We start from the raw sequence: 12668 nt of genomic DNA, 5'->3' as shown, positions 1-12668 counted from the left end.
GCCATGTCAACGCCCCGCGCCTCGGCCGCTGTCGCGCGGGTCTGGAAACATCCTCTCGCACGGCCCATCGCCGCGCTCGCGCTGCTGCTGGCCGTCGCGGCCGTCTTCGTGCCTGGCTTCCTGCATCTGGAGATCAAGGACGGCCACCTCTACGGCAGCCTCATCGACATCCTGCACCGCGCCGCACCCTTGATGCTGGCGGCGCTGGGCATGACGCTGGTCATCGCCACGCGCGGCATCGACGTGTCGGTGGGCGCCGTCGTCGCCATCGCCGGCACCGTCGCCTGCCTGCTGGTGGGCTCGCACGGGCTGGCCGTGGCGCTGCTGGCGGCCCTCGGTGCCGCGCTGCTGTGCGGTCTGTGGAATGGCCTGCTCGTGTCCGCGTTGGGCCTGCAGCCCATCATCGCGACGTTGATCCTGATGGTCGCCGGCCGGGGCCTCGCGCAGCTGCTCACCGACGGCCAGATCCTCACCGTCTACGAGCCCGCCAGCTTCTTCTGGCTGGGCGGCGGCTGGCTGCTGGGGCTGCCGGTGTCGCTGTTCATCGTCGCCAGCGTCGGCGGCCTGACCGCGCTGTTGATGAAGCGCACCGCTTTGGGCCTGTTCATCCAGACGGTCGGCATCAACCCGGTCGCCGCGCGGCTGGCGGGCGTGCGCACGGCGGCCGTCGTGTTCTTCGTCTACGTCTACTGCAGCCTCGGCGCGGGGCTGGCGGGGCTGATGATCTCGTCCAACATCAAGAGCGCCGATGCCAACAACGCCGGCCTGCTGCTGGAGCTGGACGCCATCCTGGCCGTCACGCTGGGCGGCGGGCAGTTGAGCGGTGGCAAGTTCAGCCTGACGGGCAGCCTGATCGGTGCGCTCATCATCCAGACGCTGACGTCCACCATCTACGCTTTAGGCGTGCCGCCGCAGGTGACGATGGTCGTCAAGGCCGTCGTCGTGTTCGCGGTCTGCATCTCGCAGTCGTCGTTCTGGTCGCGGAGGTCGGCATGAAGCGCCTGCTCTCCGCCCCGTCGTTCACCGCCTGGGTCAGCGTCGTGCTGATGGTGATCCTGTTCATCGCCGGCGCCACCGGCTACAGGGGCTTCGGCTCCGCGCAAGTGGTGCTGAACCTGTTCATCGACAACGCCTTCCTGCTCGTCATCGCGGTGGGCATGAGCTTCGTCATCCTGTCGGGCGGCATCGACCTGTCGGTGGGCTCGGTGCTGGCGCTCACCACCATGGTCGCCGCCTGGCTGCTGCAGGTGGCGCACTGGCCGGCGGAGCTGGTCATCGCCGTCGCGCTGCTGGGCGGTGCGGCGTTCGGCGCGCTGCAGGGCGTGGTCATCCACCTGTTCAAGCTGCAGGCCTTCATCGTCACGCTGGCCGGCATGTTCCTCGCGCGCGGCCTGTGCTTCCTGATCAGCGTGGACAGCATCACCATCGACGCGCCGCTGTTCGTCACGCTGTCGCAGACACAAATCCCGCTGTTCGCGGGCGCCTTCCTGTCGCCGGGCGCGGTCATCGCGCTGGTCGTGCTGGCCGCGGGCCTGTACGTTGCGCACTGCACGGCTTTCGGCCGCACCGTCTATTCGCTGGGCGGCAACGAGACCTCGGCGTTGATGATGGGTCTGGCCGTGGGCCGCACCAAGATCGCCGTCTACGCACTCAGCGGTTTCTGCGCCGCGCTGGCCGGCCTGCTGTTCGCGTTCTACATGCTCAGTGGCTACGGCCAGCATGCGCAGGGCGTGGAGCTGGACGCGATTGCCGCGGTGGTCATCGGCGGCACCGTGCTGACGGGCGGCTACGGCTACGTGGCCGGGGCGCTGTCGGGCGTGCTGGTGCTCGGGCTCATCCAGACGCTGATCGCCTTCGACGGCACGCTCAGCTCCTGGTGGACCAAGATCGTCATCGGCGCGCTGCTGTTCGTGTTCTGCGCCGTGCAGCGGCTGCTGTCCCTGAAGCGGGCCACCGCCTGACGAGCCAGGCACGCCGCGCCCGCGCGGCGGTGACTACTGGACGAATTCCTCGGCGCGGGTCGGCAACAGCGCCTGCAGGCGGGCCTGCATCTGCGCCAGCTCGATGGGCTTGAGCCAGTAATCATCGAAACCCGCCGCGCGGGCCGCACGCACGAGCTCCCCCGGGTTGTCTGCCGAAATCGCCACCCATCGCGCGTGGTCGAGCCTGGCGGCGAGCGTCTCGTCCGCAGCGACACGGGTGCGCAGGTCCAGCCCCGTCATGTCGGGCAGATGCATGTCGACCAGCAACACGTCAGGCTGGCAGCCCGACATCAATGTCAGCGCCTCCGCCCCGGTCTCGGCGCAACGCAGCTCCCAGCCCGGGAGGAGCCGGAACACTTCCTCCATCAGGATCAGATGGATGCGATCGTCTTCGACATAGAGCACCAGCGGTGCTGGGCGATCGGGCATGGCAGGGCAGGCTGGACGGAGCGGTCGGCACGATAGCAAGCCACGCGACAGACCCGAGCAAGGCGGGGCACGAAACACCCATTCCCCCGGATTTGCGTGACTTATCTCACCGCTATCACACCCCCTCTTTAGGGGCTACGTCTACTTACAGATGCAACACATCCCTAATACTAGGCCCCGACGCGTCCTCACCGGGCGCTTTCTTTTGCCTCGGGCCGTCCCATGTCGTTCATTGCCACCCTTGCCCTCGCCGTTTCAGCCGGCTCGACGCTGCCCGAATGCAGCTGGGACCGCCCGGGTGTCAATCCGTTCATGGGCGACGTCGTTGCCGCGGTCGACCGCTACCAGGACATCCCGGCCGCCACCCGCGACAAGCTCAAGGCGCGCATGAAGGCGCGCCGCTACGACGACGTCGCCGTCATCGAGCGAGATGCCATCAAGGGCCAGGCGAACTACGGGCCGGAGATCCGCGACATGCACTTCGGCCCGGGCGCCATCTGCCGCACCGTCACGCGCACGAAGTGGACCGCCAAGACCCAGGAGCGCGGCCTCGTCTACTGCGAAGACGGCCAGTGCATCCTCGTGCCCACGGTGTGCCGCAACGTCAGCCGCATCCGCCGCCTGGAGGCTCGCCCCACGGCTGTTGCCCCGTCCAGCGCGATGAACGTGGCGTCGTCGACGCGCGAGGCCGAGAACACCGCGCCGCTGGAGTTCGAAGCCCCGTCCGCCGGCCCGATGGCCAGCACGCCGGCCGAGAGCTTTGCCCAGGGCGCCGGCATGCCCAGCCTCACCGAGACACCGTCGCAGCCGACGGCGAGCAGCCTGGCGACGCTCGGCAGCACACCGGCGCAGACGCCGGTCACGGGCGGTGGCACCGGCTTCCCGACCATCGTGAGCACCGGCATGCCAGCCCTGCCGCCCGCCGTGGTGACGGTCGTGCCGGAACCGCAGACCTGGGCCATGGCGGCCGCAGGGCTGCTGGTGGTGGCGTGCCGCGCGCGTCGGCATCGCAGCCGGCGCTGACCGGCTGGGCGTCGCTCAGCGGCGCTTGAGCAGCGGCGCGAGGTAGCGCCCCGTGTGGCTGGCCTCGCAGGCGGCCACGTCTTCCGGCGTGCCGGCCACCAGCAGCCTGCCGCCGCCCGCGCCGCCCTCCGGGCCCATGTCGACGAGCCAGTCGGCCGTCTTGATGACGTCCAGGTTGTGCTCGATGACGACGATGGTGTTGCCCGCGTCGCGCAGCTGGTGCAGCACCTTGAGCAGCAGCGCGATGTCGGCGAAGTGCAGGCCGGTGGTGGGCTCGTCGAGGATGTAGAGGGTGCGGCCGGTGTCGCGCTTGCTCAGCTCCAGCGCCAGCTTCACGCGCTGGGCCTCGCCGCCGGACAGCGTCGTCGCGCTCTGGCCTAGCTTCACATAGCCCAGGCCCACGTCCAGGAGCGTCTGCAGCTTGCGCGCGAGCGCCGGCACGGCGTTGAACAGCTGGTGAGCGTCCTCTACCGTCATGTTCAGCACGTCGGTGATGTTCTTGCCCTTGTAGAGCACCTCCAGCGTCTCGCGGTTGTAGCGCCGGCCCTGGCAGACGTCGCAAGGCACATAGACATCGGGCAGGAAGTGCATCTCCACCTTCAGCACGCCGTCGCCCTGGCAGGCCTCGCAGCGGCCACCGGCCACGTTGAAGCTGAAGCGCCCCGGGCCGTAGCCGCGCTCGCGGGCGGTGGGCATCTCGGCGAACAGCTCGCGGATGGGCGTGAACAGGCCCGTGTAGGTCGCCGGGTTGGAGCGCGGCGTGCGGCCGATGGGTGACTGGTCGACGTTGATGACCTTGTCGAACGCGTCCAGGCCCTCGATCTCGTCGTGCGTGGCCGGGTCGGCATGGCTCTGGTAGAGCTTCTTGGCGACGGCGGCGTACAGCGTGTCGTTGACCAGTGTGCTCTTGCCCGAGCCGGACACGCCGGTCACGCAGGTCAGCACGCCGACCGGGATCTCGACCGTCGCGCCCTTGAGGTTGTTGCCGCGTGCATTGACGATGCGCAGCATCTGGCCGCCCACGGCCGGGTGACGCGTCGCCGGCACCTCGATGCGCGCCGCGCCGCTCAGGTAACGCCCGGTGGGCGAGTTCGGGTCGGCGGCCACCTGGTCGGGCGTGCCCTGCGACATCACGCGCCCGCCGTGCACGCCGGCGCCGGGGCCCAGGTCCAGCACCCAGTCGGCGGCGCGGATGGCGTCCTCGTCGTGCTCCACCACCAGCACCGAATTGCCCAGGTCGCGCAGCCGCCGCAGCGTGGCGATCAGCCGGTCGTTGTCGCGCTGGTGCAGGCCGATGCTGGGCTCGTCCAGCACATACATGACGCCGGTCAGCCCCGAGCCGATCTGCGACGCGAGCCGGATGCGCTGCGCCTCGCCGCCCGAGAGCGTGTCGGCCGATCGGTCCAGGCTCAGGTAGTTCAGGCCCACGTCATTCAGGAAGCGCAGCCGCGAGGCGATCTCGCGCACCACCTTGTCGCCGATCTCGGCCTTGTTGCCCTTGAGCTTCAGGCCTTCGAAGTAGTCCAGGCATTCGCGCAGCGTCGAATGCTCGACCTCGTAGATCGGCCGGCCCTTCTCGCCCGGCGCGGCATCCGCCGGCTGCAGCACGACGTGGCGCGCCTCGCGCCGCAGCCGCGAGCCCTCGCAGGCCGGGCAGGGTTTGGCGGCCATGTAGCGCGCCAGGTCCTCGCGCACGGCGGCGGAATCGGTCTCCTTGTAGCGGCGCTGCAGGTTGGGCAGGATGCCTTCGAACGGATGGCTGCGCTTGACCGAGCGCTTCTTGCCCGAGGCCGTCTCGGCCTGGTAGGTGAAGCTGATGTCCTCGCTGCCCGAGCCTTCCAGCAGCACCTGCTGCGTGGCGACAGGCAACTCCTCCCACGGCGCTTCGACATCGAACTTGTAATGCGCGGCCACTGCCTCCAGCAGCGAGAAGGTGTAGGGGTTGCGGCGGTCCCAGCCCTTCACGGCGCCACTGGCCAGGCTCAGCGAGGGGAAGGCGACGACGCGGTCGGCGTCGAACACCGTGACCTGCCCCAGGCCCTCACAACTGGGGCAGGCACCCACCGGCGAGTTGAACGAGAACAGCCGCGGCTCCAGCTCGGGCAGCGAGTAGGAGCAGACCGGGCAGGCGAACTTGCTGGAAAACAGCGTCGTGGTGCCGGCATCCATGTCCAGCACCAGCGCGCGGCCGTCGGCCAGGCGCAGGGCGGCCTCGAAGCTCTCGGCCAGACGCTGGCGCAAGGCGTCGTGAGAATCGGCGCGCAGCTTGATGCGGTCGATGACGACGTCGATGTCGTGCTTCTCGGCCTTCTTCAGCGCCGGAAGATCGGGCACCTCCACCGTCACGCCGTCCACGCGGAAGCGCACATAACCCTGGGCCTGCATGTCCTGGAACAGCTCGACGAACTCGCCCTTGCGGTCACGCACGACGGGCGCCAGCAACATCAGCCTGCTCTCGTCGGGCAGGGCCAGCACGGCGTCCACCATCTGGCTGACGGACTGCGCCTCCAGCGGCAGATGATGGTCCGGGCAGAACGGCGTGCCGGCGCGGGCGTACAGCAGGCGCAGGTAATCGTGGATCTCGGTGACCGTGCCCACCGTGGAGCGCGGGTTGTGGCTGGTGGCCTTCTGCTCGATGGAGATGGCCGGCGACAGCCCCTCGATGACGTCCACGTCGGGCTTGTCCATCAGCTGGAGGAACTGCCGCGCGTAGCTGGACAGACTCTCGACATAACGCCGCTGCCCTTCGGCATACAGCGTATCGAAGGCCAGCGACGACTTGCCCGAACCCGACAGCCCCGTGATGACGACGAGCGCATGCCGCGGCAGATCGACGTCGATGTTCTTCAGGTTGTGGGTGCGCGCGCCGCGCACGCGGATGAATTTCGACTCTGGGGACGACATGGGAGTTTTCACGAGCGAACCGGACATGATAGGCCGCCACCTGGCAGCGCCCAACGCAGCGAGGGTCCCGACCGCCGCATGCTCATCCAGCTTGGCAATAGCCGCGAGGCCGCGACAAGCCGTTGGCGGCGCTGTGGGAACGGCTCATCCGCGCAACCTGCGGCCCAGGGCGTGCGGTTGGCGATTCGTCGCAGCGGCGTCGCAACAGGGCGCCGACGTGCCGAAACTGCTTCCATCGACACAGCAATTCCGCTGTGACAACCCCGAAAGGAAGCCCCATGAAGACCACCGTGCTGATCCAGGCCGCCGCTGTCGCCGCCTTTGCCTTCACCGCCATTGCCGCCCAGGCCGCGCCGCAGGTCATCGAGAAGCTGCCCCGCGTCGTCATCACGGGCAAGGCCCAGCGCGACATCGCCCAGCTGCCGCGCGTCGTCATCACCGGCACGGCCACCCGCGAGGTCGCGCAGATCCAGCAACTGCCCCGGGTCGTCGTCACCGCACGTCGCGTCTGAGCCGCCGATGCGGTTGACGCCCGCCGTTTCTCGAGCCGAATCGCTGCCGCAGCCCCCGCATCTATGGGCGGTGCTGCAACGATTCGGCTTGAATTTGGGAAAAATGTCACAACTGTGACCGACAATCGGGTTTCTTAACGGAGCCTGCTTGTGAAAGAAGAGCTGCGCAAACGCCGTTCCTGGCTGGATGGCTTCATGGCATATCCGGCCCCTGCCGGACTGAGCGAAACCCAGCTGCGCGAAAACATCATCCTGCTGGACCAGGCGCTGTACGCGCTGTGGAACCTGGGTCACAACCTGCTCTTTTCGTGGACGCCCGAGGCGCGCGGCATGCGCGTGCTGGTGGCGCCCCACCCGATGCTGACGGAGTTCGCGCTGGGCGACGGCAACCTGCCGCCTTCGGAGCTCACGCGCCGCGCCCGCCTGCTGGACCGGCTGCTGTCCAACCAGGGCCACCTCGACGCCGATGCCTTTGACACCGTCTGCGCCGCGCTGGGCGTGGCGCCGCGTCTGATCGAGCTGCCGTTCGCGCCCGCGAAGGGCTTGGGCCTGCCCCTGATCGCGGCCATCGCCGCGCGCTACGGCGTGCGCCTCGTCGAGGACCGGGCCGTCATCCTGTTCGACGCCGTCGGCTTCTCGCTGCTCACGCCGCTGCAGCAGGTGGTGCAGCTCAACAGCCTGTCCTGCTCCGTCAATGCCGCCTACGCCAAGCTGCTGGACCAGGAAATCAACATCAACTTCGCCCGCACGACGACGGGCGACGGCTTCTACATCTGGAACCGCATGCGCGGCGTGGCGGCCAATGTGGAGCTGTACCAGCTGATGCAGTTCATCCTGGCCGACAACGCGCTGGCCCACGAGCGCGCCACGCGCCCGGAATCGGTGCCCCGGCTGCGCGCGTGCTTCCATGTCGGCTCGCACTACGAGTTCTATCAGTCCGAAGGGCTGAACCCCACGTCCTTCAGCTACTTGGTGGGCCAGGTCACGATCGAGCTGGCGCGCATGATCGAAAGCGCCGAGCCCGGCCAGATCCTCGTCGGCAAGTTCAACACGCTGATGCACGACGAAAGCACCGGCGGCGACGTGCGCATCGACAGCCTGGACTTCGTCGAGCGCACCCGTGCGCCGCTGCGCAGCCTCAACGGGCTGAAGCTGGCCGGCTCCGAGGTGGATGAGATCGCCTGCTACCTGACCGGCCGGCGCGACGACACCGGCCTGTGGGGAATCAGCGAGTACCAGGTGGCCGACAAGCACGGTCTGATCCACCGCGTCTACAACGCCAAGATCAACATCCACCGGCGCAACGGCGAGCCCATCTACCTGGGCCTGCGCGAGGAAGACCTGCCTCCCGGCGCCCCGCGCACGGTGGCCGATACCGACTTCCAGCCGCTGCAGGCTTGACCGCGAGCAACGGGAGACCACGCCCACGGCACTAGGATGTGGGCGTTGTGACCGAGTCCCCTGCCCCCGCCCTTCCCAATGCCACCGGCCAGCGCCGGCTGCTGACCCTGCTGTTCGTCGACCTGAGCGGTTCCACCGCCATGGCCGAGTGGATGGAGGCCGAGCATTACGCCGCCATGCTGGCCGGCCTGCGCGACCTCTACGAGCGCATCGTGCCGCACCATGGGGGCGTGATTGCGCGCATCCAGGGTGACGGCATGCTGGCCGTCTTCGGCCACCCCGACGTGCGCGAAGACGATGGCCGCCGCGCCACCGAGGCCGCGCTGGAGCTGCACGCCGCCGTGCGCGGACTGCGCCCGCCCGGCCCCCTGCCCGCCGACTTCCGCGGCCTGACGCTGCACAGCGGCATCCACGCCGGCATCGTGCTCGTCAACGACGGCGACCAGATGCGCGGCCGCTTCGAGCTGCTGGGCAACGCGCCCAACATCGCCGCCCGGCTGTCCGAGGCGGCCCGTGCCGACGAGGTCCTGGCCAGCGAAGAGAGCCTGGGCCTGCAGAGCCAGTTCTTCGAGACCGGGCCGCGCTTCAACCTGCAGCTGCGCGGCCGCGCCACCCCGCTGGCGGCCTACCGTGTCGTCGGCCGCGCGCAGGTCGGGCGGCGCTTCGACGCCAGCGTGCGACGAGGCTTATCACCTTTTGTCGGCCGGGAGAGCGAAATGCTCATGCTCCAGGCCGCTCTGGCGCGTGCGCTGGGCGGCCAGACCCTGTGGGTGGGGCTGCGCGCCGGCGCTGGCGTGGGCAAGACCCGCCTGAGCGAAGAGTTCCTGCGCCACGCCGAGGACCACGCCGACCGCCCCTGCCACATCCACCGTGGCTATTGCGAGAGTTACCTCAGCGCCGAGCCGCTGCAGCCCTTCCTGCAGATGCTGCGGTCCATGGAGGGCATGCCCGAGGCGCCGCCCGAGCTGCTCGCCGCACAGCAGAGCGCTCCCGCCGGGCGCGCCGAGGCGCTGCTGGCACTGCTGCTGGTGCTGGCGCGGCGCACGCCGCAACTGATCTTCATCGACGATCTGCAATGGGCCGACGACGCCTCGCTGCACCTGCTGCACCGGCTGCGCGCCGCCTGCACCCGCGAAGGGCTGCCGCTGCTGCTGCTCAGTGCCAGCCGGCCGCTGCCGCTCACCGAGCTGCCCCGCGCGCATGACGACGGCGCCGAGATCATCGAACTGCCGCCCTTGAGCGAAGGCGAGTCGGCCCGCGCCGTGCAGCAGCTCGCCCCGCAGGTAGACCCCTTCATCGCCGCCGAGGTTCGCCGCCACGCCGGCGGCAACCCGCTGTTCATCGAGGAGCTCTGCCACGCCGCGGCCGACGCGGGCGAGCAGCTCGTCGAAGGCCAGAGCAGCGCCGCGTGGCTGGCCGCGCTGGTCGAGTCGCGCGTGGGCCGGCTGCCGCCCGACCAGGCCCGCCTCGTGCGGCTGGCCGCCGTCATCGGCAACGTCATCCCCGTGTGGCTGCTGGAGGCGCTGTCGGGCTGCGGTGAGCAGCACCCCGCCGTGCGCGCGCTCGCCGGGCAGGACTTCATCTTCCCCGACCAGTCCCCCGGCCATCTGCGCTTCAAGCACGGCATCACGCGCGACATCATCTACGAAGCCACCGGCCTGCACGAGCGCCAGGCCCTGCACCGGCGCATCAGCACCGAGCTGGCCGCGCGCGGCGGCCCCGAAGGGCAGCTGCACGAACAGCTGGCCTATCACGCGGCCGCCGCCAACGACTGGCCCGCCGCCGGCCTACACGCCGAAGCCGCCGGCGACCAGGCCCTGGCCGCCTCCGCACTGGACCGCGCCAAGAGGCAGTTCCGCGCCGCACTGGCTGCGCTGGAATTCCTGCCCGACGGCGAAGACCAGGGCCGCGGCCGGCGCCGACGCTGGATCGCCGTCGCGCAGCGCCTGGGCATGGCCTGCGTGTTCGACGCCTCGAAGGACGACCTGCGCGTGCTCAAGCACGCCGCCGTGCTGGCCCACGCCGACGGCGACCCCGCCCTCGTCGCCCGCACCGAATACTGGCTGTCCTATGTCGGCTACGCGCTGGGCGAGACGCGCGACAGCCTGCGCCACGCCCGCGCCGCCGTCGAAACCGCCCAGGCCTGCGGCGACCATGCGCTGCTGGCCCAGCTGCCCGGCACCGTCGGGCAGCTCCAGGCCGCCGCCGCCAACTACGCGGAGGCGCTGCCGATGCTGGACCTGGCCATCGCCCGCCAGCGCACGCGCGCCAGCAAGAGCGCCGTGAACCGCATCGGCCTGTCGTTCTCGCTGTGCTGCCGCGCCTATGTGCTGGGTGACCAGGGCCACTTCGAGCAGGCCCATGAAGTCTTCGCAGAGGCGCTGGCCCCGTTCGATGGCAGCGGCCATGCGGTGGAAGCCAGCATCCAGGGCTGGCGCGCCGCCGTGTTCCTGTGGCAAGGCCGCTGGGCCGAAGCCAGCGCCTCGGCGGCCGTGGCCCACCGCGTCGGCGCGCAGGTGCGCAGCATGTTCACCTGCGCGATGGGGCAGGCGGCGGGCGCCTACGGCGCCTGGATGGCGGCGGCCGACCCGAGCGCGCTGCAACGCGTGCTGGACGCCACCGCCTGGCTCGCCCCACGGGGCGGTGGCCTCTACAACAGCTTCAACCACGGCTGGCTGGCCGACATCCTGTCCACGCAGGGGCAAGTTGGCGCGGCGCGGCACCATGTCGCGATGGCACTGCGCCGCGGCCGCCAGCAGGACTGGATCGGTGGCGCCATGGCCTATCGCGCGGCCGCCCGGCTCGCGGCGAAAGTGGGAGACACCGCCCAGGCGCGGCGCTACCTGTCGCTGGCCCGCGGTGCGGGCGAACTGCGCAACTCCGACCACGAGGCCGCCGTCACGGCGCTGGTCGAGGCCGAACTGCGGCTGGACGCCGGCTGGGCCACGGCCCTGCATTTCGCGCGCGCCGAGTTCTCCCGCATGGGCATGACCGGCTTCCTCCAGCGCACCCAGGCCCTGTCATGACCTGCCCCTCGCCCACGCCGTCACGCTGACGCTGGCGCCTGGAGGGCAAAGTCGCCGCAGTCGGCATAACGCCAGGGCCGGTGGCCACCGCCCTGGCGAGTCTCGGATGCCCCGGCGTCCGGGTGCCAGCAACCAAGAAGTAAGATGCGCCCCCGGGAAAGTCCCAGGGCTCACGACGCGGCCGCGTCACACGAATATTGCTTACTTACTAGTGAGTCAAACAAAACCGTTTGACTTCATGACCCTGCAGCCCGGAGATGCCGTAAATCGGTGCTGACCGCACCGTTTCGGGTGCTGCGATACGGGGCGCGTTGGGAAGTAGCGTTAGCAAACCGCATCCGACCGATGCCTGCCAAGAGCGGGGGCGGCCGGATGGCGTGTGCTCGGCCCGATCGGGCTGAGATGAGGCCGCGCCGTATGCCGTGCAGGGACGTGTCATCTCTCTCCTTTCCAAACACCAAGAGGATCTGACATGACTCGACAACTGATCGTCACCCTGTTCTTTGCCGTGCTGGGCCTCGATGCCCAGGCCGCCGTCGTCACGCTGGACAAGGGCGGCTTCAAGCTGACCTACGACTGCACCAACCGCGCGGCCACCCGTTACGAGTACACGCTGACCAAGGACACCGGCAGCGCCGCGCGTCCGTCCAGCTTCTACCTGGACCCCGATCTGCCGTCGGGCTGCCTGGGCCAGCTGTCCACCGCCTCCTACGCCAGCGTCGTCACCGGCTGGGACCGCGGCCACCTGGTCACCAGCAACCACATGGACGCCAGCACGACCTACATCAAGCGTGCGAACTACATGAGCAACATCGTGCCGCAGGTCTCGACCTTCAACCAGGGCATCTGGGTGCAGGCCGAGAACGTGGCCGAGTGCTACCGTGACCTGGCAACGGTCTACGTCTACGGCGGCCTGGTCTACAACGACACGAGCAACGATTACTTCGTGGCCTCGCACGGCATCAAGACGCCGGACTACTTCTGGAAGACCATCATCACCACCGACGCCACGACCGGCGCGACCAAGGCGATCAGCTGGTACATCCCGAACAAGGCCAGCCTGAGCTCGCTGAACAGCTACATCGTCTCCATCAGCGAACTGGAGACCAAGATTGGCGCGGCCAACGTGGGGATCAGCGCCACCGCCACCGTCAAGGCGATGAAGCCGACGACGACCTGGGCCACCCCGAGCGGCTGCGACCTGAGCTGAGGCACGCTCGACCTGGTTCTGCCGCACCACGCCAGTCGTGACGCGGCAGAGCCGGGCCGTGTCGCCATCGTGCGGCCAGGCCACCGAAAGGCCTGAGATCGCCGCAGTCTGCCTGGGGGACGCTGCTTCCGATCCAGGGGTTGCGCCCAGCGCTGACCCGGCAGAACTGAAACTTGCAGGG

Annotated in this window: 9 protein-coding genes; 7 read left to right on the top strand and 2 right to left on the bottom strand. The window is 69.3% G+C overall.

Going from position 1 to position 12668, the window contains the following annotated elements; all coding sequences use genetic code 11:
* The first annotated feature begins 3 nt into the window (after positions 1-3).
* Both ACG00X_RS20865 and yjfF read left to right on the top strand, forming a co-directional pair.
* A complete protein-coding gene (locus ACG00X_RS20865; protein WP_394491134.1) occupies positions 4-996 on the top strand; it encodes an ABC transporter permease in 993 nt (330 codons plus the stop codon).
* Positions 993-1961, top strand: a complete 969-nt coding sequence (gene yjfF, locus ACG00X_RS20860) for a galactofuranose ABC transporter, permease protein YjfF (RefSeq protein WP_394491132.1) — start codon at positions 993-995, stop codon at positions 1959-1961. The genes ACG00X_RS20865 and yjfF overlap by 4 nt, the downstream gene beginning before the upstream one ends.
* A 33-nt stretch (positions 1962-1994) precedes the next feature.
* Here yjfF and ACG00X_RS20855 read toward each other — a convergent pair whose 3' ends face one another.
* Positions 1995-2411: a response regulator gene (locus ACG00X_RS20855; protein WP_394491130.1), complete on the bottom strand. Its 417-nt coding sequence runs from the start codon at positions 2409-2411 to the stop codon at positions 1995-1997.
* A gap of 222 nt (positions 2412-2633) precedes the next feature.
* Here ACG00X_RS20855 and ACG00X_RS20850 point away from each other — a divergent pair, with 222 nt between their 5' ends.
* The gene (locus ACG00X_RS20850; protein ID WP_394491128.1) at positions 2634-3434 is read left to right on the top strand and encodes an MHFG family PEP-CTERM protein; all 801 of its coding nucleotides are present in this window, start codon (positions 2634-2636) and stop codon (positions 3432-3434) included.
* Between the two features lie 15 nt (positions 3435-3449).
* Here the strand turns inward: ACG00X_RS20850 and uvrA are convergent, their stop codons facing one another.
* Positions 3450-6338: an excinuclease ABC subunit UvrA gene (gene uvrA / locus ACG00X_RS20845; protein ID WP_394491126.1), complete on the bottom strand. Its 2889-nt coding sequence runs from the start codon at positions 6336-6338 to the stop codon at positions 3450-3452.
* A gap of 278 nt (positions 6339-6616) precedes the next feature.
* Here uvrA and ACG00X_RS20840 point away from each other — a divergent pair, with 278 nt between their 5' ends.
* The 4 genes from ACG00X_RS20840 to ACG00X_RS20825 all read left to right on the top strand — a co-directional run bounded on the left by ACG00X_RS20840 (position 6617) and on the right by ACG00X_RS20825 (position 12487).
* Positions 6617-6850: a hypothetical protein gene (locus ACG00X_RS20840; RefSeq protein WP_394491124.1), complete on the top strand. Its 234-nt coding sequence runs from the start codon at positions 6617-6619 to the stop codon at positions 6848-6850.
* 195 nt (positions 6851-7045) lie between these two features.
* Positions 7046-8251 (top strand): hypothetical protein, encoded by a 1206-nt coding sequence (locus tag ACG00X_RS20835; protein WP_394491122.1) that lies wholly within the window; start codon positions 7046-7048, stop codon positions 8249-8251.
* 47 nt (positions 8252-8298) lie between these two features.
* Positions 8299-11277, top strand: a complete 2979-nt coding sequence (locus tag ACG00X_RS20830) for an ATP-binding protein (RefSeq protein WP_394491120.1) — start codon at positions 8299-8301, stop codon at positions 11275-11277.
* 472 nt (positions 11278-11749) lie between these two features.
* On the top strand, positions 11750-12487 hold the full coding sequence (locus ACG00X_RS20825; protein ID WP_394491118.1) for a DNA/RNA non-specific endonuclease: 738 nt from the start codon (positions 11750-11752) through the stop codon (positions 12485-12487).
* Positions 12488-12668: the final 181 nt, after the last annotated feature.

Source organism: Pelomonas nitida (assembly GCF_043555975.1).
Classification (GTDB): domain Bacteria; phylum Pseudomonadota; class Gammaproteobacteria; order Burkholderiales; family Burkholderiaceae_C; genus Pelomonas; species Pelomonas nitida.
The sequence above is the reverse complement of the archived record's forward strand: the minus strand, read 5'-3'. Positions and strand labels throughout refer to the sequence as shown.